Here is a 23,827-nt window from a genome sequence, read left to right on the forward strand (position 1 = left end):
GGGGACTATTTGGAGACCCAGGGTATGGAATGGACAAGGCCGATATTGCGGATTTCGGCAATGTCGTTATAGTCGCCCATGTTGGCGTTCTCCACCCCGGTACCGTGGAACGCAACGAGCAGGTTGTCGTTGGATGCATCTTCCCCACCGAACCAGCGGAGGGCAAAGGCGATATCGCCGCGGAACCAGCAGGCGCCAGGACCGGACCGGCTCTGTGTCCATTCATCGTAGTACCGCTTGGTGAGCCAACCGCCATTCACCGTCTTGTCGGCGATTTTCATGGAGACGTAGTGGCACGAAATCGGCGGATCCTTGCCGAGCAGGCCGCAAGAGAAGAGGAGCGGCTGTCCGTGCTTGAAACCTGCTGCGGCGTGCCACAGCAGAACCGTTCGCGCAGCCCCGCGTTCGCCGCCCTTGTCACCGCCAACCCACTCCATCGCCAACAGTTTCAACTGCCCGCCCGGAAGCATCTGGTACCGGCGAACCTGGAATCGCGCCGTGGCAGTTGCGCTCTGGTCCTGCATAAGGCCGAACCACACAACCGGCTCGCCGTTCGCGTTCGCGCCCTGGAATGCGCCGGGAGGATCGTCGCACTTCAGGTCGAGCGTTTGCACGGCGCCAGGTTCCAGCGATTCACCCCTGGGACTCAGCAGGCGCGTCGTGACTTCCTTCGTCGGTCCATTCCAAAGCAGCAAAAGCAGCTGTCCGTTGACGGCCACGAGCGTTGGCGCCGCACCGGTCGAGTCGGGTATGGCGACTACGGGTCCGAATGACGGATCGTGGCCGTCGGGTGCGAGCACGGAGCGGACCTTGACGCCGGCTAGCGTGGGATATGCCACCCAAACGCGGCCGTGAACACCGGCAGCGCTGGCGGAACCGATCACATCGTGAGCCTCCACGGTCACCGGCGGATCAAACTTGGCGTGGTCTGCAACCCCGGCCTTTCCGGGCCATGCATAGACGATCAGCTTTCCGGGATTATCGGCAGCAAGGTTTGGCTTCTTGAGATCCGCTGGACCGCTTAGAATCGGGCTTTTGCCGTCCAAAACACCGGAAAACACCAGCAGGCGCGCCCGGGCGCCACTTCCGGACGCTGCAAGCGCGGGCGCGGTCATGGTTTTGCCAACCGGATGGCGATCACCCGCCGTGGTGCTGTAACCGTAGTTGATGTCGGCCGAGATGTTCTTCTCCCCAAAGATGCCGTTCCAGTTCCAGTCGATAAGCGTCGTCTTGCCATCCGGCCCCGGCTTGATGTGGTAGTGGTACGGCGGCCCGGCGAGAAACCGCACTTTGTCGATTGGAAACGGCAGGACCTCCGAGAGATGCTTTTCATTAAGCACAAAACCGGCGAGCGCACCGTTGGAGTAGCCGATATCGTTGCCGTTTCCGTTTAACTGGTAGGAGTACGGATAGTTCATCAGGCTGGGATAGAGCGGGCAGTGATCCACGGGATAGAATCCCGTATGGTCCAGGCCTACCTGATGACCGAATTCGTGGAGAAACACGGCCCAAAGCGCGGAGTCGCCGCAGCTACCGCGGTCGGCCATCTCATCACTCTGCCCGCCACCGCCGTGGTAAACCACCATATAGTGCGTAATCCCGCGGTGGCGTTGATATTCGTCGGCCAGGGTCCACCATGGCTTTCCGGCCTCCGTCATCGGGATCGGTTTGCGGAAGATCACGTGCAGGTTGATGCCGGGCTTGCCGTCGGGGTTCTTGACGGGCAATTTAGCATAGTACGCAACTGCCCGTGCAAGGTCTTCGTGCAGGTGTTTCTGATCCACGTTGGCAAATGGCTGAACTTCCACGATTACGTCGGCGTGAAGCGGCGAACAGCCCATAGCCTTCAGGTCGAGCCCGTCGGGCTTGATCGCGCCTGTTTCCCACGCATCGGGAAGTCCATCGTTATCCTGATCCCGGTCTGGATTGACCGCGCCGGCAGGAGACGCAAATTGGATGAGCGTATCGTCACCAACCAGCGGCGCTCCGGTGTGCGTCAGTCGCACCAATGCGTCGCGGCCGGTTGCGTCAAAGTCGCCGGTCAGCCACGCGCGGTCCGATGCCGCAGCCTTGACACTGGGCAGCGCTGCCATTATCGACGCATGCGAGGGATCGCAGTCCGGCAGAAAGCTCCGACCCACAATCAGGTCGTCACGGTGGCCACCTCGAAAGCAGCCGGTTGCGAAGTGTTCGCCCGGACTTCCCTTCCATAGGAGATGCGTGGCGGCCGAAACCTCACCGGCGCGGCTCACGGTGAGCTCCGTGCTGTAGAGCTGGCCGGCTGCATCCTGCCAGATCACGTTCTGAGCGCCGGTCGCGCCGGTGGTTGCCGGGGCAAGCGTGGTAATGCGGTTGAATTGCGCGCGGACGCGGTGCAGCGAAAAGCTGAGTTTGCCCGGAGCGCTGGTATTCACCAGCAGCGCCGCATCCCCGCTGCCATTCACAATCAACACATCCTGCGCCTTGCCGTCTGCAAGCTGCAGTGAGCATGCGTGTACCGGCGGTGCACTGCGCAGCCAGAGCGGGGCATCGGCGATGAAATCATTCCGCGTGAACGTGCCGTTCACGATGTCGTGCGCCAACCGAACTTCACCATCGTGAAACATGGCGATCACGCCCAGTTGGCCGGAGCCATCAAACTTGCCGGCTGCCGCCGCCAGCGCATCGGATCCAAAACTGGAGAGCGCGCGCGCGGGCGACACCGGCTTGCCGATGGCGGAGGTGCGCACCACATCGATAAAGGCATCGCCCGACGGATTCAGGCAGAGGATGGCGTCACGTCCGCTGCCGTCAAAATCGCCAGCCATCGGGATACCGGGCGGCGTGCAGATTCCAGGCGTCCAGAATGTGGCAGCCTGAATGGTGACCTTTGGCGCCTGGGCCGTAGTTACTGCCAGCGCGGCAACAAGCAGGCATGCGGCCGCCGGAGCAGCCGAGATCCGTCGCGCCGCGTTTGTCCAGAAGATGCCCAGAGCGTTACGGGCCATAGGAGAACACCCACCCTTTCCAATTGGTACGAGATGGCCGGACCGTTACTCAGTGCCGCGGCGTGGCTGGTTTCGAGCCGCCGAACAGCATGCTGAGGAGGCTTTGGCCCCCACCGCCGGAGCCACCGATGGTCTCTTGCGCATCAAGAACGCGATTGATCCGCATGAGCGACTCACGCAGATGGATTTGGGTGTAGGTGTTGTAATGTCCTGCCGGCAGCGCGTTGACAATGCGCGTCCTGAGGTTGACAAGCTGGTACCAGGCCAACATTCGCGCATCGTCCGGCACGGGAGCGCCGGAGCCCAGCACCATTGCCGTCATGGTGTCGAGGAAGTCGCGCTGCAGCTGCCGCCTCAGCGCGGATACGTCTTTGTGCGCCTCCAGCTCGCTCCACACCGATGCCGATACGGCATGAAACAACTCGGTAAGTTTGAAGGCGCCATTGCTGTCTCCAACCTTGAACTCGTTATTGGCAATCCGATCCAGCACGGGACCGCTGAACAGGTGCTTGAGCGCGGCGCCCTGAACGTTTTGAAGCGTATCGCGAACCGGAAAGTCGTTTGCGCCAAATACCAGGCCGTTGAGATCGGTATATTGCGGACCGGTCAGGTTGTTGTAGTAGGCCTTTGGGATTTGCCAGGCATCGGGCCCGAGCACGTACCGGCTGACCAGCGCCAGCGCTTGCCGCTGCTCATCGGCCGGAACCGGCAGCATTGGCGGGCGCTGCCCCGGGTCACCGCGGAAGTTTTGATTGGCATAAAGTCCGCCGATATAGAGGCAGCTTACGGCGGCGGCATGCGCATACTCGCCAAGAAGCAGTTCAAAATCTTGCGTGAAGCGTGAATAGCTCTGCCCGTATTTCGGCACCCGGTCTCCCAGCGAGGTCATCAACTTCCTGCTGAGCTGGATCATGGCGTGCCAGTACTGAAGCGGGTCGGAGCCGAGATCGAATCGAACCACGGCAGGATCCCACTGGTCGGCCATCTCATCGCTTTCGTAGGCATGGCCGGGCAGATTGCACTCGGATGCGATTGCGTTAAGCCGCCACTTCTTGGCTTCCGGCGTTGATCCGGGTATCGGCGTGTAGCCATATTCGATGGCCCATTTATCGTAAGTTCCCAACACAGGAGTCCAGTACGGAACGCCGGGATGTCCGATGGCCTCGATGTTGAACGGCAGGTAGTCCATCACGGAAGCGGTGATGCCTTGCTTCTCGACTAGACTTGCATTCTGAAGGTCGGCGAGACTGTGCCAGGAGCTGGCAATGAAGTTGTGCCGCAGCCCCAGAATGTGGCCCATTTCGTGCGCCACGGTGCTGCTGAGGAACGAGTCGACGAACTTTTGCGGATCCAGCTGGAGGCCGGGCGGCGCAAGGAGCGAACTCGCAAGCCATCCGAATTCCGCCGAGGTCTCGGCCCCCTGGGCCATGTCGCATTGCTCCCATGCCAGGGGCGAAGCCGGCTTTGGGTTGGCGAACCAGGAGGCAGGATCGATAATCCGCTTCTGCTCGATCCGTGTAACGTGAGCCATGCCGGAATCCACGGTGATATCGGCGTTGAGGATTTGACCCGTCAAGGGATTCACACGCATCCACGAAACGGCATACGCGCTGTTTGGCGACGCCACCCAGCGCACCACGTTGTAGCGCATGTCGGCGGGATCCCAGTCTGCATTGTCGGGCATCTGCCGGACCTCGATCGGATCCTCTATTCCGATCTTGTCGAACGCGGCATTCCAGTAGAGCAATCCGTGGCGGATCGCGGCTCGGTATTGGAGCGGTATCGCGTTGTCCAGCCAGAAGACGATGTGGTGGACGGGTGGCGAGAGCGCCGCCTTCGGATTGGCCTTCTGCAGCTTCCAGCGGTATATGTAGTGCACCAATGGGTCTTGCCTGGCATCATCGCTGAAGTTCTGCCACGCGGTAAGGAAGTATCCAATCCGCGGGTCGGCGAGCCGCGGGGTGTAGCCGGTCTCCGGCAGCTGAAACAGCGCGTAGCTCACGCGGATGGCGGCGGAACGCGGGTCCGGCAGCGTGACGCTGCCACCGATGCCGGCGCCGGGCTTGATGAAGTTGTAGAGCGTTTCTGCCTCGATGTTTTGCGGAAACACCTTCAGCGACTGGATGAATGTGTTTTCGCGATCCATGATGTAGGTGCCGCCAAACGACAGCCCACCGCCCAGCGCGAAGCCCGGTCCGCTGAAGAGCGCGCTGACGTTCGCGATATCACCGCGGAACAGGTCACTCACGTTGATGAGCAGGCTCTTTCGGCTCTTTTGCCGCGCTTCTATGTGGAACGACTCCAGATACGAACTGGCGAAGGAACGCGCAATGGCGCGTGCCATCGGCGTGCCCGGCGTGGCCCGATACGTTGTGTTGGGCGTTACCATGGCAAGACGATCCGGAGCGACCGTCTGAAACTCAAACACCAGGTCGTCGATCGGCTCGCCGGCGATGACCTGCTCGGCCGTACCTGAAGCCACCGTCGCCTCAAGCATGTACAGATGGTTGAGCTGGCTTTCCGGTATCTCCATATAGATGGTGTCGCGGCCAAACTCTGATTTTCGATAGAGCGTAAACAGGCCCGGCAGCTTCTCAAAGCCCTTCACGGTGTCGTCGATCGTCTTGGTGAGCAGGTCGGACGCCGGCGTCAGCGCACCGGAGGAGAGCGGCCCACCCTCGATACGCTCCTGGTGGACGTCGCCGGACGCGAGCGACGACGATGCGCCGCCGAAAGGAACTGAATCCAGGTGCACGTCGCCGGATACGGTATCTCCCGTGGTGAGCTCAATCCAAAGCGTGCCGGAGGCGCCGATATCGGGAGCCGTTCCGGTCTCGTGGTAGCTAAAGGTAATTCGCGCCGTATCCACGCCGTGGTTCTTCTCGAATGCCGTCAACGTGTAGTCGCCGTGCGCCGCGCGCAGGCCTAATTCTGCATTCGGCTTATAATCGATACTCCACTTATCGCCCACGCCAAGCGCTCGCGCGGCATAGATTGGGTCGGTGGCCACGTAGAGGCGCGCTGAGACGTGGTCCGGATCGGGATCGCTGGTTTTGTACGCCGTCAATGTACCGTTGGGTGTAATGACCATGTGCGTGGTGGCGTGCGTGTCATCGTTCGTAGTTTTGCCGTTCACCGTCAACTGGTCCGACTCGTCCAGTCTGTCCATCGAGATTGAGCCGTCGGCGGCAACTGCCGAAAACGTAACGCGCTCCACCTCGCGCACGCCGACGATGGCAGTTTGAGCTCCGTCGCGCATCGTCAGCGTGCCGGTTGAGCTATATCGGGCCATAGCGCCGGCTTTTGCCTTGTAAATCAAAATCGCCGTCTTTGCGGGAGCAGCTCCGGCAGCGACAGCGAGGAGGGTTGCCGCGCTGAGCGCGGCTAGCGGTTTGAGCAGGAACAAGGAGGCACCTCAGGTGGCGGCGAGATAGTGCGAACGGCTAAGCCCGGAACGGCCAGGGGAGAGCCGGCTGGACGAAGTTCGCGAAAGCAAACGATAACTTGAAGCGGCAGGCCAACTTGAGTATAGAATGCCATGAACAGAGCGTAACTTGCAATATCGGCTCGTTGGCCGGGTTCGCAGACGTGGTTCAAGGGGGAGTGGCGGATAGCCGCTCCCCCTTGAACGCTTCTTCACAAGGCGCCGCTGCTAGTGGCCCGGCATCGACCCGTGTGGGATGTTCGGGTTAGGCCCGGCCGGGCCGTACTTGCGGAACGCCTCCTTGCTGGGTATCTTCACCGGTTGGCTCTGCTGGTTGACCCGCATGCCGGCATAAACCGCTAGGCCGATGGCCAGCACGCAACCGATAACCGCCGCCGCCAGCTTCTTGGGATCCAACCCGGTGGTGGTCATGCGCTTACTGCTCCAGATTGGTCGTCAAGCGGTGTCCGCGCTGCTGCAGTCACTGCGCAGGGCATGTCGAGGTCGTGTATGAGTAGGCTCCGTAGCATGCCCACCAGTCGATGGCCCATCCGGTGTTGTCGGCGATCTGGAAGACAGGGCCGATTGTATTCCACTTCGCGTGGCCATCGGCATAGTTTGCGTTAATGCCGTTAGAGTGTATGGCGATTGGATAGAACTCGTCGCGACCGTCGTACGTCCACGCGCCGCTCCACGTAGCGCCGGCGTCAACGAATACGGGGCATCGAGCCGGCTGCTTTACCATGCTTTCGTTTGTCTGCCCATCGTAGATGATCCACCAGTTGGCCATATACGAGGTAACCGCATGCCCCTGCTCAACAAACTGGGTGTTCGTCGCGCTGGGGCAGACAAATACAGCCTGGCTCTTGATATACGGCATCAGTTCCGACCAGAAGTTTGGCTGGGCAGTCGGGTCGTCCATCGGGTCGCACCACCAGGGTGTCGGCAGAGTGGCCACGTAGTTACCCGGGTAGGTCTCATCGTAGTCATCGGTGTACATCTGATTGGCGAGATCGATCTGCTTCAGATTGGAGATACACGAGATGGCGCGCGCCTTCTCGCGAGCCTGGGCAAAAACGGGAAAGAGGATAGCTGCTAGAATAGCTATGATCGCTATAACGACCAAAAGCTCGATCAGTGTGAATGCGCTTCTTTTTGCCTGCACGGGAAGTCCTTTCGTCATTGAGAGACGCGCTGGATGTTGTGGTGGAACTGTGGGATGATGCCGGGCAGCTACGGCCCCCACCTACCGGCCCGGCAGAGGCCGGTAACGCCCGAGGCCGGTCGTGACCCGGCGCGGACACGACAACTCTTGCATTTGGGTTGCCGGCGATCCGGGTCACGGCAACTACGCCGGGGCGCCGGTCAATTGCTCACGTGCTTATCGACGTGTTGAACCTGTGTAATGGTACACACAATCGAACCGTAAAATCAAGTGAAAAATCAATAGCCGGAATCGAACGGGGAATTGAGCAGCGGACTCTGCTTGAGCCGGCGTCGCGCTTCGTCGTAGCGCTCTTTACTGATCGTTCCTCCGCCACGGAGGTGAACCCGGCCGTCCGGTCCTGTTATCGAGCCCGTTGCCCCGGAAGGCTCCGTATTGTCACCCTGCTGTTTCAGCATGCTGCGCGCCTGCGCCGTAATGGGGTCGGTACCGGCAGTAGTTTGCGGCGACATGCCGTCGCCGGCGGCTGATGGCGAGATAGCGGGGGCGGGCAGACCGCCGGAAGCGCCGGCCAGGCGGCCGCGCAGGAAAAGCCAGACGGCGAGCCCCACGGCTATCGCCGTGCCGATCCGAACTCCCCACAGTACCGCCTTGACCAGGGCCCCTGCCCCGCCAGGAGTTTTGCCACCTGCTGCCGGCTCCGCCCAGGGTGGTGGCGCGGCGGGAAACGCCGTTCGATACGCGTGCCCGCACTGTGCGCATGCGCCGGCATCCAGCGGCGCACGCGCACCACAGCGGGGACAGATCTTCTCCTGGGCGATCACACCTTTAGAGACGCGCCTCAGTGGTTGTTGAGTTGCATGGAACCATGGCCGATTCCCAGTACAAACTCGATACCACCGGTGATCAGCTTTTGATACAGAGGATCGCGCCACACCTCCTGGCGATGACCAAGCACGGTGTAGAACACCCGGCCCTTGCCGTATGGCTTGACCCACGCGATCAGGTGATCGCCCGGGGAATTGGCGTTCGGGCTTCCATCCGGCGGCCAGTGATTGATGGAAAGCAAAACATGCACATCGGACCGGCTGGAGTTCTTGAGGAGGTAAATCTCATCAAAAACGCGCCACATGCTATTTCCAGCTATCGAGTGCTGGGTTGCATCACCGGTTGCCATCTCGCCGGCAGGAACGGTCTGCCTGGCTGCTTCTGCAATGGCCCTGGTTGCCGGGTTGTTGGGATCATCGATATGAATGTCGATCGCCGACTGGTTGTGGTGCTCCTGAAACTCCCCACCCAGCATCTGGATGTATGCGGAGACGCCATCGGTCTGCCCGGGCCACTGATGAAAGGTATCGCTGCCGGAGTGCATGGCGGCAAAGCCGTGACCTTCATGGATGTAGTCCAGAAAGCCCTGTGGATCGGGAAGTGGCAAAACGCCGGTTGTATTGGCGAAGATGACGGCGTCGTAGTGACGCAGCGCATCGCGCGTCATCTTCTGCTGCATCTCGGCATCGGTACGCACGAAATCGGTATCCCACAAGCCGGTCTGCTCGCCCAGCTCCTGTATCGTCTGCTCGGCAACCGGGATGCTGTCGTGCCGGAAGCCTTTGGTGACCGTAACAACCAGGATGTGCTTTTTGCGGCGCGCCGTAGTGGCGGCTGCCGGCAGTACCGCGCCGATGACCAGCATCAGCGCCGGCGCCAGCCAGAAGGCCGAACGAATACCCGAATGCATTTCAGATCTCCTCCGGCGGAACGATCGCGCCGGTGTTCATATTGATTTTCACACGTGCGGGCCGCGCGCTGTGCCAGCGCTTGTGCCCGTCGATCCAGATCCCAAATCCCTTGAAGTTGGGTGCGTAGACGCCGCCTCGCCCATCCCAGGCGATGGTGACGGAGTGGCCGCGCAGATGCTGACCATCGAGGAGGTAGTGGCTCCATGCGCCGCGCGGCAGCAAACTGTCCACTTCCAACACGTCGTCGGACCGCGGCACGATGCCGATAAGACCCGTGATGAGTGGGTCAATCCATGTGGAGTGGTTGTAATCCCGCTGTTCCGTCTTCCATGCACCGGTATCGCCGTTATAGTACTCGCCGGTCCATGGATAGACCCGGTCTTGATCGCGGAACTGCGCGCGCGTAAACGACACAAACAGCTCCAGCAGATGGCGCGGCTGGAGTGCGCAGGCTGGGTAGCTGCGCAGCGTGTTGATCATGGCGCTCATTACCAGACTGTTTGCGTGCGGCCAGGTTGGCCCATTCCACATGCAGCCGCTGCCACCCGGTCCCAGCCTGTTGGGCCAACCGGTCTGCGAATATGCCGGACAATCTCGCGATGCGGATGCCAGCGGCCAATGCGTCCAGAAATAGTCGGCGCTGAGCGCGGTGTTCCACAGCGTTTCGTATCCCTTACCCGGCGGCGGCAGATTGAAGTAGAACGGGTAGATTCCGATTATCTCTTTTGCTGGCGATGGCTTGAGATCGGAGTACCGCAGTGAGTGAAACCAGTTCGTTGCGGGATTCCAGCAGTGCCGGAGCAAGGCAGCCTGTGTGCTATCGGCCAGGCGCTGGAGCCGCGCCGCCTCGGCGGCACGCCCCAGTTCCCGATAGATTCTGGCTGCGGCGCCGGCGTTGCCGAAGTTGTAAGCGGTAAGGTCCACGCGTCGCAGATGCGTCTCGTCTCCGGGCTTGTTGGTGTGGTAGCCGGCAAACGAGAAGAAGGATGGCTGCCACTCCATTCCGGTCCACCAGTGGCTGTCAACCACCAGGAGCGGACTGTTATCCCAGCCGTAAACGCGTCGCCAGCCCTCTGCATTGGCGGCAACCGGATCGGCCACACTGGCGAGGCGTTCGCGATCTGCATGGACCTGATAGACGTCCCACGCCGTGGATGCGATCCAGTCCGTGTATTGACCGCCCTGTTGGCCGTGAGGCGTGATATGGCTGGGAAATATCCCGTCTGGGCGCGGATTCTTGCACCATGTCTGCAGATGGCCCCAAGCGTAGTCGGGATCGCGGAGCCAGCGTGACTCGCGAATCTGGTGGCCGGCGCCATAGCTGATAACGTTGGCGTACCAGTCGGCGGTCCACCTGCCCTCGGCGAAGGTACGGTACCTGAGGGCGCCCAAACCGGGTTTCATGCTGTTCTTGAGGAGGTTGTACCAGCGATGCCGGTACATCTTGGTGACCATTGGGTCGCTGCAAGCGAAGACGGCGCAATTCGCCTCAAAGAGCGCGGCGTGGCGCCTTTGCTGTGCGGCGAGCAGCGAATCGGGCCGGGCTGAAAGCACCGCGTGAAGGCGAGCGTCGGCCTCGGCTGGCGATCGGCCGGCGGCCATGGCAAACGCCAGGGTGACCGGCTTTCGCGGCTGTAGGTTCAACCAGAACGAGGTTTGGCGCAGCAGGCCGTCGTCGGCGCCACCGCGCAGATAGACGGGAAAGCCATCCACCAGCCGCTCGTCGGCGAAGCCGTCCAACGTGCCGCTGAGCTCGGAGTCCATCCTGAGAAATGCGGGCAGTGGCGTCGCACCCGTGTTCTCCAGGCGGATTACCGACACCATCACGTCGTTGCCGGCGATCCATTTATCGCCACTCACCTGAACGGGAGCGGCTGCGGGACGCGCCGGTCGGTCGCCGGGAGCAAAGCTCGGCTGAAAGCCGTAGAGGCCGGTATAGAGGTTCTCGTCGCGGTTGCGGAATGTGAGGCGAATTTCACGAGCAAAGACCGGGGCGGCAAAGCCGATTCTGTTTGGGCCGGCAACCGGGTTCAAGGGAGCGATCGAGACCTGCCGCCAGCCGCCCTCCATTCGGGTTTCAACCGAAACGGAATCCGGCGGTGCGCAGCCGCCATTGGGCTGGTCACTGTAGAACCAGACTGTAAGGCCATCGAGTTTGCGCAGGCCGCCGAGGTTAACCTGGTACCAATCGGTGCGGTTACCGCTGCTCCAGCAGGTCCAGCGCTTCTCGGGCACAAACGGCTGGGTCAGCGGGTTATCGACGCGGTCGGTGGTGAAGGTGAACGAAGCGAACGCCGTGGGGCCTTCTGCGGGAAGGCCAACCTGATGGACGTGGCTCGGCATGGAAACGCCATGAGCCGGCGTGTATGCAACACCGTTTACATTCACCACCACTTCGAAGGCGTGAAGGTTGGTGATGTAGAGCAGATGAACGCTGTCGGGGAAGCCCCAACCCTGCGGATTGCCGGCCCAGAGCAGTTCGCCCGAACTGCCGAACGGCACATCTTCGCTCCAGGGCCGCGCCAGTACGCCGTCCATATCCAGGCGCTCGGAGGCGAAGATGCGCACCGGTCTCCGGGATGGCGCGGGCGAAGCGCCAACTCCAGATGCCAATGCGGAGGCGGCTGCAATCGCCTCGCGCCGCGTCAGCTTCATGGCAACAGCGGCGGATCGAAGCTGCGCAATGCGGCAACCAGGTCCGTAACGGAGGCGGCCGACGCGTGGAGAGCGGAACGCTCCGATGAGGTCAGTTCCATGCCCACAACTTCCTCCACGCCATTGGCGCCGAGGCGCGCAGGCAGGCCCACGTACAGGTTATCGATTCCGTATCCGCCTCCGTTGGCTCCGCTGTATACGGAGCACGGGAGGATGCGGTTGCGATCGTTGAGTACCGCGTCGATCATCTGCGCCAGTGCGGCGGATGGAGCATAGAAGGCGCTGCCCGTTTTGAGCAGGCCGACGATTTCACCGCCGCCTTTGCGGGTCCTCTCAACGATCCGCTCCAGCCGATCCGGCTTGATGAGCTGCGAAACCGGCACACCGCCTGCGGTAGTGCAGCCCACGATGGGAACCATGTCGTCGCCGTGGCCGCCCAACACCCACGCGCTGATCTCTGCCACCGAGATGTTGAGTTCCATCGCCAGAAATGCACGGAAGCGGGCCGTGTCCAGAATGCCGGCCTGGCCGAAGACGCGCTGTGGCGGCAAGCCGCTGGTGTGAAGCGCCACATGACACATCGCATCCAGCGGGTTGGTGAGCAGGATGAGGATGGCGCCGGGCGAAGCCGAAACGGCTGCGCCGGTCACATCGCGCACGATGCCGGCATTCACCTTCAGCAGGTCATCACGGCTCATGCCGGGCTTTCGTGGAAGTCCGCTGGTGATCACCACGATGCTGCTGCCCGCAGTGTCGTCCCAATCGTTGGTACCGGTGATGCGGGCATCCGATCCGATAACCGGCATGGCCTCGAGCAGGTCCAGGGCCTTGCCCTGCGGCATCCCCTCAACAATATCAAACAGAACAACGTCGACATCACCGCGGAGCGCAAGCCAGTGGGCCAGCGTAGCGCCGGTCTGTCCGGCGCCCGCGATCGTAACTCTCTTTCTCATGTTTCCTCTTTGCTTTGCAGAGCGCCGGCTCAGGCAGCCTGCATGGTTTGGATAATGGCGTCGGCCATCTGGCTGGTGCCGACCGCGGTGGGATCACTGCGGTCCGGCTTCATGTCGTAGGTCACCTGTTTGCCTGCGGCAATCACGGCGGCCACGGCGCTTTCCAGCCGGTTTGCCGCCTCCTCCTCGTGAAGGTGGCGGAGCATCAGCACACCGCTCAGAATGAGCGCTGTGGGGTTCACCTTGTTCTGACCTTTGTACTTCGGCGCGGAGCCGTGAGTCGGCTCAAAAAGCGCGGCGTGGTGACCAATGTTGGCGCCCGGCGCCACACCAAGGCCACCGACCAGGCCCGCGCAGAGGTCCGACAGGATATCTCCGTAGAGATTCGGCAGCACCAGCACGTCGTACAACTCCGGCTTTTGAACCAGCTGCATGCACATGTTGTCGACCAGGACCTCGTGATACTCGATGTCGCGATACTCCTCCGCAACCTGTCCGCAGACGCGGAAGAAGAGGCCATCGGTGAACTTCATGATGTTGGCCTTGGCCACCGAAGTCACCTTGCGGCGTCCGTTTGCCCGGGCGTAGTCAAATGCAAATCGGGCAATGCGCTCCGTGCCGGTGGTAGAGATCGGTTTGATTGAGATGGCTGCATCCGCCGCTATCTTGCCCCCGGCCATGTCGATAATCGTCCGCGCTTCGGCCGAGTGCGCCTCGTACTCCACGCCGGCGTACAGATCCTCGGTGTTTTCGCGAACCACAACCAGGTCCACATCCTGGTAGCGAGAGCGAATGCCCGGGTAGTATTTGCACGGCCGAAGGCATGCGTAGAGGTCCAGCTCCTTGCGCAGCGCCACATTCACCGACCGGAATCCTGTACCGATCGGCGTGGTGATGGGCCCTTTCAGCGCCACGCGATTCCGGCGGATGCTGTCGATAACTTCCTGCGGCAGCGGCGTGCCGCGGCTCGCCATGACGTCGACGCCGGCATCCTGCACATCCCAGTTGAACTCAACGCCGGTGGCTTCCAAAACGCGGCGGGCCGCCTGCACCAGTTCAGGGCCGGTACCGTCGCCACGAATAAGCGTAACGTTATGCGCCAATGCGAACTCCTTGGTGCCCCGGCCGCATCGCGCCGGCGCGATGCGGCGGATGAGCGAGATTACAGATTTCCGAGTACGTCGCCGAGTACGTTTCCAAGGCCGCTGCTGGCGGTATTGGTGGTTTGGTGAGCAAGAATGGCGCCCGCCATGCGCGAGAACGGCATGGTTGAGAGGATCACGTGTCCGGGTCCGACCATCGAGATCAGAAAGATGCCTTCGCCGCCGAACAGCGTGTTCTGGAGCCCGCCGATGAACTCCACGTCGTAACTTACCGATTCCTGAAACGCCACCGCGCAGCCGGCTTCCACACGGAGCCGCTGACCCGGCTGCAAGTCGAACTCCACAAAGTTGCCACCACCGTGTATGAACGCGTCGCCCATACCAGCCAGGCGCTGCAGTATGAAGCCGGCGCCGCCAAAGAACCCGGCGCCCAGCCGCTTCGTAAGCGCAATGCTGACCTGTACGGAGGTCTGGCTGAAGAGGAACGACTCCTTGGAGCAGAGCCATGCGTCGTTCTTCAGCGTCAGCTGCCTTGTGTGCCCGGGATAGTGTGCAGCGAAAGCCACCACTCCCGGCGCTCCCACGGCCTGAAAATGCGAGAAGAACGCGGTAGAGCCGCCGAGCATCCGCCCGAGGCCAGCCATCAGCCCGCCGGTCATTTTGGTATTGATCTGCACCGAATCGGTGAGGTAGATCATGGCGCCGGCTTCGGCCTGAACCTCCTCGCCGGGCTGAAGCTCAACAGAAACGCACTGCATGACATCGCCGATTACGCGGTACTCCATCACTGGCCTCCAATCCGAGAAACTGGCGCGGCGGGAACCGCACAACCATTATAGTGCGTTTCGAGGCTCCGGCGAGATTCGGAGCAGCCGCGGACGCAATGCGGTTCCGTTTCCGACGAGCTCAGGGCTGCAGCCCCGGTTAACCGGGGCCGTGCCGCACGATTGCATTCTGCGGCTGCATGTTCAGCCCGCAGTCTCTATTTCGCCGCCGCCGGCTGCCGGCGCTGCTTCTTGCGATCCTGTTTACCCGGCTTTCGCCGGCCGTCGGGGCCGATGCCTGTTTCTGCCGGACCCTGAGTTTCGTCCCAGGTGTCTTCGTCCTCAAATGAGAACTCCACGGTGCGGATGCGCACGGTGTCGCCATCTGCCGCGCCGAGCGCCCGGAGCTTGCGCACCACGCCCAGGCGCTCCAGGGTTCGCTGCAGCCGGCGGACCGCGTGCTCATTGCCGAAGTCGGTCATGGCTACCAACCGCTCCAGCGAGCGGCCCTTGACGCACCACGCCAGGTCTGCGTCGCGCTCCACGGCCCATGAGGTATCGGCAGTGTCCGGAGGACCGGAAATCAGTACATGGTCGTCGACGGCGGTCGCGACGGGCGGCGGCAGCATTGCGGCAATAGCGAAAACAAGCTCGCGCACTCCGGCATGGGTTGCTGCCGAGATGCAGACCACGGTGCGGCGACGTTTGCGCAGCGCGCGGCGCACCTGCTCCACCCGCTCCGGATCGGCGATGTCGATTTTGTTGAGCGCAACCAGCTGCGGCAGGCGGGCCAGGCGCGGATTGTACTGCTTCAACTCGCGGTTGATGATCTCATAATCCTGCAGCGGATCACGACCGTCGACTCCGCCGACGTCCAGCACGTGCACCAGCAGGCGGGTACGTTCCAGGTGGCGGAGGAACTCGCGTCCGAGCCCTGCGCCGGCGCTGGCGCCTTCGATCAGTCCCGGCATGTCGGCCATAACAAAGCTGCGCTCGTCATCGATACGAACAACGCCAAGGTGCGGGATGAGCGTTGTAAATGGGTAGTTCGCAATTTTGGGACGCGCGGCCGATACCGCGCTGATTAACGTCGACTTGCCGGCGTTTGGGAAGCCGAGCAGCGCGACGTCGGCCAGCAGCTTCAACTCAACGCGCACGCGAAACTGTTCGCCGGGCTCACCCAATTCCGCAAAGCGTGGCGCCTGATGGATGCTGCTGGCAAAATGCGCATTACCGCGCCCGCCAACACCACCGTGAGCAACGATGCCGGATGCGCCTGGAGCCACCAGGTCCGCTAACACGGCGCCGGTTTCGGCGTTGGTTACCACCGTTCCCGGCGGCACCTTCACAATCATGTCGGCGCCGTTGCGGCCAAACATATCCTTGCTGCCGCCATCCGAACCACGCTCGGCAGCGTACTTGTGATGGTAGCGAAGGTGCAACAATGTGGTCAGGTTGGAATCGACCGTAAAGAGGACGTTTCCGCCATGACCGCCGTCACCGCCATTCGGGCCACCATGCGGAACGTACTTCTCTTTACGAAAAGTCACCATCCCGGCGCCACCGCTGCCGCCGGCAACCTCGAACTCCACTTCGTCTACAAAGATGCTCATAAACAGCCGCACTCCGTCGGTCCTGACCGGCGCCACACAGCAAGCCGGCCGCCGGAGCATGCTCCGTGGCCGGCTTGAATTGGTGGAGGTGGGGAGACTCGAACTCCCGTCCCCAACCACTCAACCCCCTGCGTCTACGAGCGTATCTCCCTCGTTTGTCTCGCGGCGATCTACCTGGGGAGCCCTGCTGACCGCGCGCCAGCCGCCCTTTGATTTTCCTGCCTGGCCGGGCGGCCCCACCAGGCTGGTGAGTTGGATTTAGTTACGCCCGTTTACCGCTCGTCCAACTGGAGCGGTGCGGACGCGCGGCCATCAGGCCGCGAGCGCGTAGTTTTGTGTGTTCGCGTTTAGGTTTTTGCCGCTTTTAACGAGGCCTGCGGCACCTCGACTCGCTGCAGAAGGTAACGTGCGCCGGGTCGACACCAATCACCCCCATACATACTTCTACCAGTATACTGCCACAAAAGTTCGTCAGGCGGAAAAGTCGTCCGATGCAGCACGGATTCTGTCACCAAAAGCCGCGGCGAGCGTTGGCAAACGGAAGTGGAGGCAGAGCCGGAAGCGGAGCCGTGGATCGTCTGGCAAGCGGCCTTGCCTGCATGGAGGCGTCGCGGACATCAGCCGTGCGGCGACGGGCCGTTGCCAGCCGACGCAGCGGTTGGAATCGGGCGTCTCACTCGTCCAGCTCGTCCGGGACAGGTGCCGACGGGTTGGCCTTCTGACAGCCAGCGCGCAGCGAAGCAACGCAGCGCCTGTATCGCCGGTGTTCTACTCGCCGGAGTAGCACCCACGGCAGGTGATAGTGCGGCCACAGCGCTATTGCGGCACGACCGAGCACGGCGGCACGACGGAGGCGCCCGGCGTTGATCGCCTCAGCGGTGGCCGCCATGAGCGAGATGGATGCGTGGGCCCTCCAGAGCCTGAATCGGGCGCGCGGTACCATGAACGGCAACGAGAGTAGAAAGAGACACGTCCGGATCGTGTCCCGCAACCGCGCTCGTCCCTCGGGTATGGGTCGCTCTGACCCGCTGGCGGCACGGTTCACGCGAACGCCGCTCCGATGCAACCCTCGAGTAGCCCGAAACAAATCTCAGCATCCGCAAGGGGGGTCGGGGCGCATCCCGCGATCGCGACGTCGTACGTATCCGCCACCGAATGCTGGAAGAGGCTTATGAGGAGCGGCGACCCCATTCTCAAGCAACCACTGTATGCAGCTGCAGCTACAGCGGCAGCGGCCGCGGCGCATGCCTTGTACATCGCGGCGGCTTCCTCCAACCACATTTCGAATGTCTGAACGCAGAGTTCAAGTGGCTCAGCCTGAAAAGCCATCGGCATCCCCCTCGCCACCAGCACATCCCCTCCACCGCCGGCGCTCGCCACCATCCCCTCCTCCTCGACGAACCGGCCATCGAAGCGCCGCAGCGTCGCCGCGGTTGCCATTTGCCTGTTTTCAACTCCGGCGTGACTGCCTCCTGATCCGCCTCTCGTTCTGCCCCACGAGCCACCGCATTAACGATCCCATAGCCAGCTGCCACCCGTTGTACGGGCGAAGTCGCGCTGGCGGATCCGACGGAGGATAGCTAAGCTCAATCCGCCTTACCGCATCCTCCAAATCTGGGGACGTGGGCAGGTATTCGCGGAGCAGAACTGACGCGGCGGAATCACCCGCCGCTGCCGCCAGCATGACATGCTCCGGACCGACGTACTCGGCGCTGCACTGGGCGGCCACCAGGGCGGCGCGATATAAGACCGCGTTGAATGAATGCATGCGTGTCTCTAGCGGCAGGCCCGCGGTATCCGACACGGACTCGACCCCGGCCGCCAGTGCGTCCGGATCCCGCCCGAGTTCGTTAAGCAATTCGTCCACCACGCGGCAGTGGCCGCGTAGAATCGCGACCACGAGGTCGTCAGCGGAAGCCCCGCTAACGCCTCGCGCAACATTCTCGCGCCCGGCCCGGATCATCGACCGCGTCACCTCACGTGTGTAGCGCAGCCGCCTGGCGGCCCGCGCACTAGCTGTTCCCACCGGCCTATTGCCCGTTGCAGACGATGAGGTAATAGTACATGCATGTGTCTCCCGCAGCCGTGTCACCGAGGCTAATGCACAGCCTAAACAGCAACGAGCATCCGCCTGTCACCAGCAGCGCGCAAGCCTGTTCGCAGAACGGCGGACTGAAATGGTAATGCCAGATGCACCAGGCGATACAGGCGTATTTCGGAAGGCCTGGCGGAATATCATGCTCGCGGCCTTGCGGGCAGACGAGGGCCCCCCTCGCCACCAGCGTATCCCCTCCGCCCCCGGCGCTCGCCACCAACCCCGCCTCCTCCACGAACCGGCCCTGGAAGCGCCACTGCGTGGCGGCCGAGCCGCTGGTGCGAACAGCCCGCGATGCTGCCGTACACGGCGACCGGAATCGGGCACGTCGCCACCTGTACCGCGCCTGGCCACCGGCTCACCGCGTGGGGATAACGACCAGTACATGGTGTGTTACGAGGCTCAGCGCACGCGAATCCGGCAACCACGCACACGTCCGCACAAGCGTGTCGTATCGCCGGCTCCGCACGGACCAAATCCGGCGCATTCGACTGCCGGTGACACCACTCGTCCACAGCGTAAAGCGTAACCTGGGTCTTCTTCGCAAACTCAGGGACCTCGATGGAGCATAGCCGACCGGCCATGACGGTACACCGCTGACCGTAATCCAGCCGAGTTGACGGCCGTCCGGTGAAAAGCACAGCCGGACTGGCACGCCGCTGCTCGGCAGTCGCGCTAGCCAACTGGCCGTGTGTCCTGGCCCCCCGCCGCGCGGCAGCCACGAGACAATGCGGACCACGTGTGCGCCGCCCGATGAAACAGTCGGCGGCGAGATGCCGACCGCGGGCATTGAGGTGAGTGCGGACCGGCGGGCAGAAGCGGTAGGCGCCGCATAGGTGCCGACGGCATACGGAAACCGATAATATAACGGTGATCTTGAGGCTGCCAGCACGTCTCCATAAATCGCTCCGCTCGTTGCGCCCGCTGCCGGAAACGCCAGCGCTGCGGCAGGCGCTGATGAAGCAGGCACGACCCTGCTCCCGGCTGTGTCCGCCGGCCCGAAATGTACGTAAGCGGAAGTGAACCCGCCTCGCGGCGGCGGGCGCCAGTCGATCTCTATCCAGCAACTGGTCGTTCCCACCCAAAACACGCCGCAGAGGCCATGGAGCGGGGCGGCGAAGAAGCCGGACCCTGCCACCGACGCACCGCAGGCCTCGTGGCATCCCGCATCCCACCAGATTATCCAGCGTCCATCGCCGGACACGGATGGCTGGGCGCCGAGCGCCCCCGAGCGCGCTAGCAACGCCGTGAGCCTCGGCTGCCGCGTATCCGCACCGGTGCGAGTGTCTCGTACCCTGAGTTCCGAACCACCGCCGAGGCTGACGGGTCGTCGCGAGGAATACAGCAGGCGATGGGACGATAGCCAAACGCACACCGGAACGTCTCCCCCCCATCTCGCCAACCGGATGTCACCCGGTTGGTGGGGGGTGCCGACTCCTGGACCCGGCACGGCGGACATGGAGAGACACGCCACCGTTGTAGTAAATAGGCGGCTGAGACCGGCGCACCGCCCAACGCCCGTGCATCCTGCCATCATCACGCGAACCTTCCGAGGTATATCGTGCAGCCATTCCAGGTTCCGGGCTCTCTGCATACACACGCGACAGCAGTTAAACATACGCAACAGGGGTACGGCCACATGCCCTGATCCGAGCACGCGCGGTGGCAGCCGCGCCACTCCGGGTCGTCGGCGCAATGTCGCCAGCCGCCTCCGCGCAGTATTCCGGCAGGCTCAGTGCGGCCCCAGCAGGGTTTCGGCAAGGGGCCTCCGCAACCACGGGACGGTTTCGCCGCGGCTGCGGATTCGCTGGCCACCACGACAATCCTCGCCACCAGCACATCCTCACCTCCTCCGGCGCTCGCCACCAGCCCCTCCTCCTCAACGAATTGTCCCTGGAAGCGCCACTGCGGTTACGGGCATACGAGTTCTCGCCCGCGGATGAGCTACCGGCCAGCTTGGCCACCTGCGACAGCGGGCTTCGCGGGTCGGATGTTAAGCAGTAAGTCGCATCGCCCGCCGCACGATGAAGCCTCCGCACGGATCACGTACCCAGCGCTGGTGACCTCGAATGTCGGCATCGAGTGCGGAAGACCGACCGTCACCTGGCGAGTTGCGCCGCTGATAGTGACACCGAGGTTGTTGGGCAGTTCGGTTACATCCGGAGCGGGCTCTCCGGGGTAGCCCTGAACGTGGCCGATCACGATCCGAGGGTTGGACGACCTTTCCTGGCCAACACCGAGAATCCTGACGCGAACAGTTGAGGACAACGTGCGGGCGGCGCCACGCGCACTAGCCGGCTTCGCCCGCCGGATATTGAGCAGCATATCCCATCGCCCGCGGCTCGACACGGCCTCCGCCCGGATGACATACCCGGCGCTGGTGACCTCGAACTGCGGCATCGAGTGTGGTAGGCCGATTGTAGTACGGCGTGCCGTGCCGCGGATTATGACACCGAGGTCGTTAGCCAGGTCGGATACGTCGGGAAAGGTCTCCCCGGCATAGTCCTGAATGTCTGCCGTCAGCATCCACGGGCGATCAGATTTTTCCCGTCCAACGCCGAGTATCCTTAGGCGTAACAGCGCCGGCAACTCACGAGCGTGCACGCGCACGGCGGCCCGTTGTGGAGGTGGAGCGCCGGAGGCCGCCAAGCCGAGCACCGGCGCACAACCGATCGCCGCGGCCGTCGCGATTGCGCACAAACCTTGTGTACCTGTCGTCATCTCGTCCTCCTAGATGTCGATCGGTGGGCCGCCGCCGGCGCACGAAATGTGGATGTGAATCACACCTTTGAGCGGAGCAGTGCAACAACACGCGACCACCAATGGGTGCCCCTTGGCCTTGCAATACCCGGCGCAGTATCCCAACCAGTAGTGGTCAGTGCAGATGTGCCAGCCCTCCGTCGGATAGTCCTTTGCTAGCTTTGCACATTCCGGATTCTTATCGGCAGGCGGCTTCGGCTTGCCGGCCAGCGCAACGCCCCTCGCCACCAGCATATCCCCTCCGCCGCCGGCGCTCGCCACCAACCCCTCCTCCTCCACGAATCTGCCCTCGAAGCGCCACTGCGTGGCGGCCGAGCCGCTTACGTACATCAATACGCCGAACGCGTCGTACAGGTTGTTGCTGAGCACGTTGGCGGAGCCGTCGGTGATGACGCCGGCCGTTCCGCCGGCGTCGAAGAGGTGCCATTCCGAGTTGCGCCTGTAGATGGATGAGCCGCAGCCCATGCCGCGGAGATAGAGCGCGCTCGTCGACCATGACTGGCCCGTGAGGTCGCTCGTCTGCTCCACCAGGTCGCCGGCGCTGCAGGCGACGCCGCACGGGAACCAGGTCCAGACGGCGTTCGCGATATCCTTCTTCCACCTCCGCCCGCCGTCGAAGGCATATCCGTATTCGTAGGCTGTTGTGCCGCCCATCATTTCGGAGAGTTGGAATCGGATGCGCCGCGCGATTTACGCTTGCCCGCCATCACAATTGACCTTTCTCCAGCCTTGCCGGCTTGCAGTCGGACGTCAAACGGTTGCCTGATGAGGCGTACGTCGCGGGGCGGATTGAGGTCCTGTGGCGTGCGTCTTATCTAAATGATTGCCGACGATGCGCTGTCGGCGAACAATTGCCAAGATACCGTGTTAACCAGGATGATGTTACCTATTCTACAACGCCGGTTTCGTGCTGTCAGGGCCTTTGGGACAAAAATGGTAAAAAACTTTGTCGGGATTCGACCGCACGAGAGGGTCGCGCTTCAGGCGGGACCGGAAGCGGGCGCCTGAGCCTATATGGCGCATTGGTCCCATCTGGTTAGCGCCTACTCCAGTGCGGGGCGCTTGCTGAAACGCGACCAATGGGACATATGAGACATATGCGGTAGCCGGAATCGCAGCCTGGCGCACAGCCGGAACCATCCCACTGAGGTTCGTCCACGGTGCGCGGTCTGGGGCCGCTACTCCACTTGCCGGCCACGTGTGCGCGAACCTATATGTCCTAGTTGTCGCATTGGTCCCATCTGGTGAGCGCGCACCCCAGTGCCAAACGTGATAGCAGCGCGCAACGCCTGCTGAAATGCGACCAATGGGACGTCTGAGACTTATGCGGCAGCCGGAATCTGCGCCTGGCGCACAGCCAAGCGCCGCTACTCCGCTTGCCGGCCACGTGTGCGCGAACCTATATGTCCTAGTTGTCGCATTGGTCCCATGTGGTGAGCGCGCACCCCAGTGCCAAACGTGATAGCAGCGCGCAACGCCTGCTGAAATGCGACCAATGGGACGTCTGAGACTTATGCGGAAGCCGGAATCTGCGTCTGGCGCACAGCCGGAACCATCCCACTGAGACTGTTCCGCGATGCTCGGCGGGTCGGCGGAGCGAGGAGCAGAGCGGCTCTTCGGCGCCGCGTGGCGCCTACGTACGCGGTGTGATTACAATATGCCGCTGCGGCTCATTACCCTCACTGTAGGTGGTTACGTCCGGATCATCCACCAGGGCTGTGTGAATGATGCGCCGCTCATTGGGCGGCATCGGCTCGAACTCCGCTTCCTCGCCACTCTCGCGGACCAGCGACGCATACTCCATGGCTTTGGCTCGAAGGGCTTCTGCCCGGCGCTCGCGGTAACCACCGGCGTCCAGCGAAACGCGGAGGTCCCCGCCGATCCGCCGAGCGGCGATAAGGTTGACAAGCAGCTGGAGCGAGTCGAGTACATGGCCGCTGCGACCCCAGACCTCCGCCGAGTCGCCGCCGGAGAGCTCGATGTTGACCCATGGCAGCTGCGCGCTCACCACGCGGACGTCGGCCGGATGGCCGGCCGCTTCACACAACTCGGCGGCAACCTCCGCGGCCACGGCCGCGTCGTCGTCGCGAACGGTCCCGCCACCCTCATCCGTTGGAAAATCCCGTGGTTCTTCGCTGCTCATAGCCCGCTCCTGTGATGCCGTTGAATTCGCCGCTACCGCTGGCGCTTCTTGCGGGGCCGTGCCCGGAGCTCGGTATTGGCTATCGGTCGTACGGCAACCGGCACATTACCGCCCTCCTTACCATTGCCGCCACGTCCGCCACTCTTGCCGTTGCGCACTCCGGAATCCTCCGGCGCCTTCGGGCCGGCAATCACCATCGATCCGGCGCCACCGCTCCCGCTCTTGCCAGGTCGATATACATAGAAGTACTGCTGTACCGCGGTCAGAGCGTTCAAAACCAGCCAATAGAGGATGAACGCCGATGACCATCGGTACATTACAAACATGTAGAAGAGCACCGCCGTCATCATCACATTCATCGGCTTCTGCTGCGCCTGCTGCTGTGGATCCATCATGGGATTCAGCGACATCATCAGATAGTTGCTG

At 62.6% G+C, this 23,827-nt stretch carries 17 protein-coding genes and 1 other RNA gene; all 18 read right to left on the reverse strand.

Annotated features, from left to right (window positions below; all coding sequences use genetic code 11):
- Positions 1-5: 5 nt before the first annotated feature.
- Positions 6-2,987 carry a hypothetical protein gene (locus tag KGJ62_13085; protein MDE2127515.1) on the reverse strand — a complete coding sequence of 994 codons (2,982 nt, stop codon included), beginning with the start codon at positions 2,985-2,987 and terminating at the stop codon, positions 6-8.
- Between the two features lie 49 nt (positions 2,988-3,036).
- Positions 3,037-6,393 (reverse strand): zinc-dependent metalloprotease, encoded by a 3,357-nt coding sequence (locus tag KGJ62_13090; GenBank protein MDE2127516.1) that lies wholly within the window; start codon positions 6,391-6,393, stop codon positions 3,037-3,039.
- Positions 6,394-6,639: 246 nt separating this feature from the next.
- A complete protein-coding gene (locus KGJ62_13095; protein MDE2127517.1) occupies positions 6,640-6,843 on the reverse strand; it encodes a hypothetical protein in 204 nt (67 codons plus the stop codon).
- 49 nt (positions 6,844-6,892) lie between these two features.
- On the reverse strand, positions 6,893-7,594 hold the full coding sequence (locus KGJ62_13100) for a DUF1559 domain-containing protein (protein MDE2127518.1): 702 nt from the start codon (positions 7,592-7,594) through the stop codon (positions 6,893-6,895).
- 260 nt (positions 7,595-7,854) lie between these two features.
- Positions 7,855-8,400: a hypothetical protein gene (locus KGJ62_13105; GenBank protein ID MDE2127519.1), complete on the reverse strand. Its 546-nt coding sequence runs from the start codon at positions 8,398-8,400 to the stop codon at positions 7,855-7,857.
- 17 nt (positions 8,401-8,417) lie between these two features.
- Complete coding sequence (locus KGJ62_13110; GenBank protein ID MDE2127520.1) at positions 8,418-9,269, reverse strand: ThuA domain-containing protein; 852 nt, start codon at positions 9,267-9,269, stop codon at positions 8,418-8,420.
- A 46-nt stretch (positions 9,270-9,315) separates the two neighbouring features.
- The gene (locus KGJ62_13115; protein MDE2127521.1) at positions 9,316-11,970 is read right to left on the reverse strand and encodes a hypothetical protein; all 2,655 of its coding nucleotides are present in this window, start codon (positions 11,968-11,970) and stop codon (positions 9,316-9,318) included.
- Positions 11,967-12,923, reverse strand: a complete 957-nt coding sequence (gene mdh, locus KGJ62_13120) for a malate dehydrogenase (protein ID MDE2127522.1) — start codon at positions 12,921-12,923, stop codon at positions 11,967-11,969. The genes KGJ62_13115 and mdh overlap by 4 nt, the downstream gene beginning before the upstream one ends.
- 29 nt (positions 12,924-12,952) lie before the next feature.
- Positions 12,953-14,026, reverse strand: a complete 1,074-nt coding sequence (locus tag KGJ62_13125) for an isocitrate/isopropylmalate dehydrogenase family protein (protein ID MDE2127523.1) — start codon at positions 14,024-14,026, stop codon at positions 12,953-12,955.
- Between the two features lie 59 nt (positions 14,027-14,085).
- Entirely contained in the window at positions 14,086-14,814 is a 729-nt protein-coding gene (locus tag KGJ62_13130) for a TIGR00266 family protein (GenBank protein ID MDE2127524.1), read from the reverse strand.
- Between the two features lie 194 nt (positions 14,815-15,008).
- Complete coding sequence (gene obgE, locus KGJ62_13135) at positions 15,009-16,397, reverse strand: GTPase ObgE (protein MDE2127525.1); 1,389 nt, start codon at positions 16,395-16,397, stop codon at positions 15,009-15,011.
- An 86-nt stretch (positions 16,398-16,483) separates the two neighbouring features.
- Positions 16,484-16,837: a transfer-messenger RNA gene (gene ssrA, locus KGJ62_13140) on the reverse strand.
- Between the two features lie 607 nt (positions 16,838-17,444).
- The gene (locus KGJ62_13145; GenBank protein ID MDE2127526.1) at positions 17,445-17,843 is read right to left on the reverse strand and encodes a hypothetical protein; all 399 of its coding nucleotides are present in this window, start codon (positions 17,841-17,843) and stop codon (positions 17,445-17,447) included.
- 10 nt (positions 17,844-17,853) lie between these two features.
- Positions 17,854-18,429: a hypothetical protein gene (locus KGJ62_13150; protein ID MDE2127527.1), complete on the reverse strand. Its 576-nt coding sequence runs from the start codon at positions 18,427-18,429 to the stop codon at positions 17,854-17,856.
- Between the two features lie 2,013 nt (positions 18,430-20,442).
- Complete coding sequence (locus tag KGJ62_13155; GenBank protein ID MDE2127528.1) at positions 20,443-21,219, reverse strand: hypothetical protein; 777 nt, start codon at positions 21,217-21,219, stop codon at positions 20,443-20,445.
- A 9-nt stretch (positions 21,220-21,228) separates the two neighbouring features.
- Complete coding sequence (locus tag KGJ62_13160; protein MDE2127529.1) at positions 21,229-21,915, reverse strand: hypothetical protein; 687 nt, start codon at positions 21,913-21,915, stop codon at positions 21,229-21,231.
- Between the two features lie 976 nt (positions 21,916-22,891).
- Positions 22,892-23,401, reverse strand: coding sequence for a KH domain-containing protein (locus tag KGJ62_13165; GenBank protein MDE2127530.1), 510 nt, complete (start codon positions 23,399-23,401; stop codon positions 22,892-22,894).
- A 32-nt stretch (positions 23,402-23,433) separates the two neighbouring features.
- A partial coding sequence (locus KGJ62_13170) for a hypothetical protein (GenBank protein ID MDE2127531.1) occupies positions 23,434-23,827 on the reverse strand: 394 nt, incomplete at its 5' end.

It is taken from the genome of Armatimonadota bacterium, from assembly GCA_028871815.1.
Lineage (GTDB): Bacteria > Armatimonadota > Chthonomonadetes > Chthonomonadales > Chthonomonadaceae > REEB205.

Coding starts and splice junctions, on each gene's coding strand:
- KGJ62_13145 (MDE2127526.1), bottom strand. CDS start 17,843: ATGGCAACCGCGGCGACGCTGCGGCGCTTCGATGGCCGGTTCGTCGAG.
- KGJ62_13160 (MDE2127529.1), bottom strand. CDS start 21,915: ATGATGGGCGGCACAACAGCCTACGAATACGGATATGCCTTCGACGGC.
- KGJ62_13100 (MDE2127518.1), bottom strand. CDS start 7,594: ATGACGAAAGGACTTCCCGTGCAGGCAAAAAGAAGCGCATTCACACTG.
- mdh (MDE2127522.1), bottom strand. CDS start 12,923: ATGAGAAAGAGAGTTACGATCGCGGGCGCCGGACAGACCGGCGCTACG.
- KGJ62_13085 (MDE2127515.1), bottom strand. CDS start 2,987: ATGGCCCGTAACGCTCTGGGCATCTTCTGGACAAACGCGGCGCGACGG.
- KGJ62_13095 (MDE2127517.1), bottom strand. CDS start 6,843: ATGACCACCACCGGGTTGGATCCCAAGAAGCTGGCGGCGGCGGTTATC.
- KGJ62_13110 (MDE2127520.1), bottom strand. CDS start 9,269: ATGCTGGTCATCGGCGCGGTACTGCCGGCAGCCGCCACTACGGCGCGC.
- KGJ62_13155 (MDE2127528.1), bottom strand. CDS start 21,219: ATGACGACAGGTACACAAGGTTTGTGCGCAATCGCGACGGCCGCGGCG.
- KGJ62_13165 (MDE2127530.1), bottom strand. CDS start 23,401: ATGAGCAGCGAAGAACCACGGGATTTTCCAACGGATGAGGGTGGCGGG.
- KGJ62_13115 (MDE2127521.1), bottom strand. CDS start 11,970: ATGAAGCTGACGCGGCGCGAGGCGATTGCAGCCGCCTCCGCATTGGCA.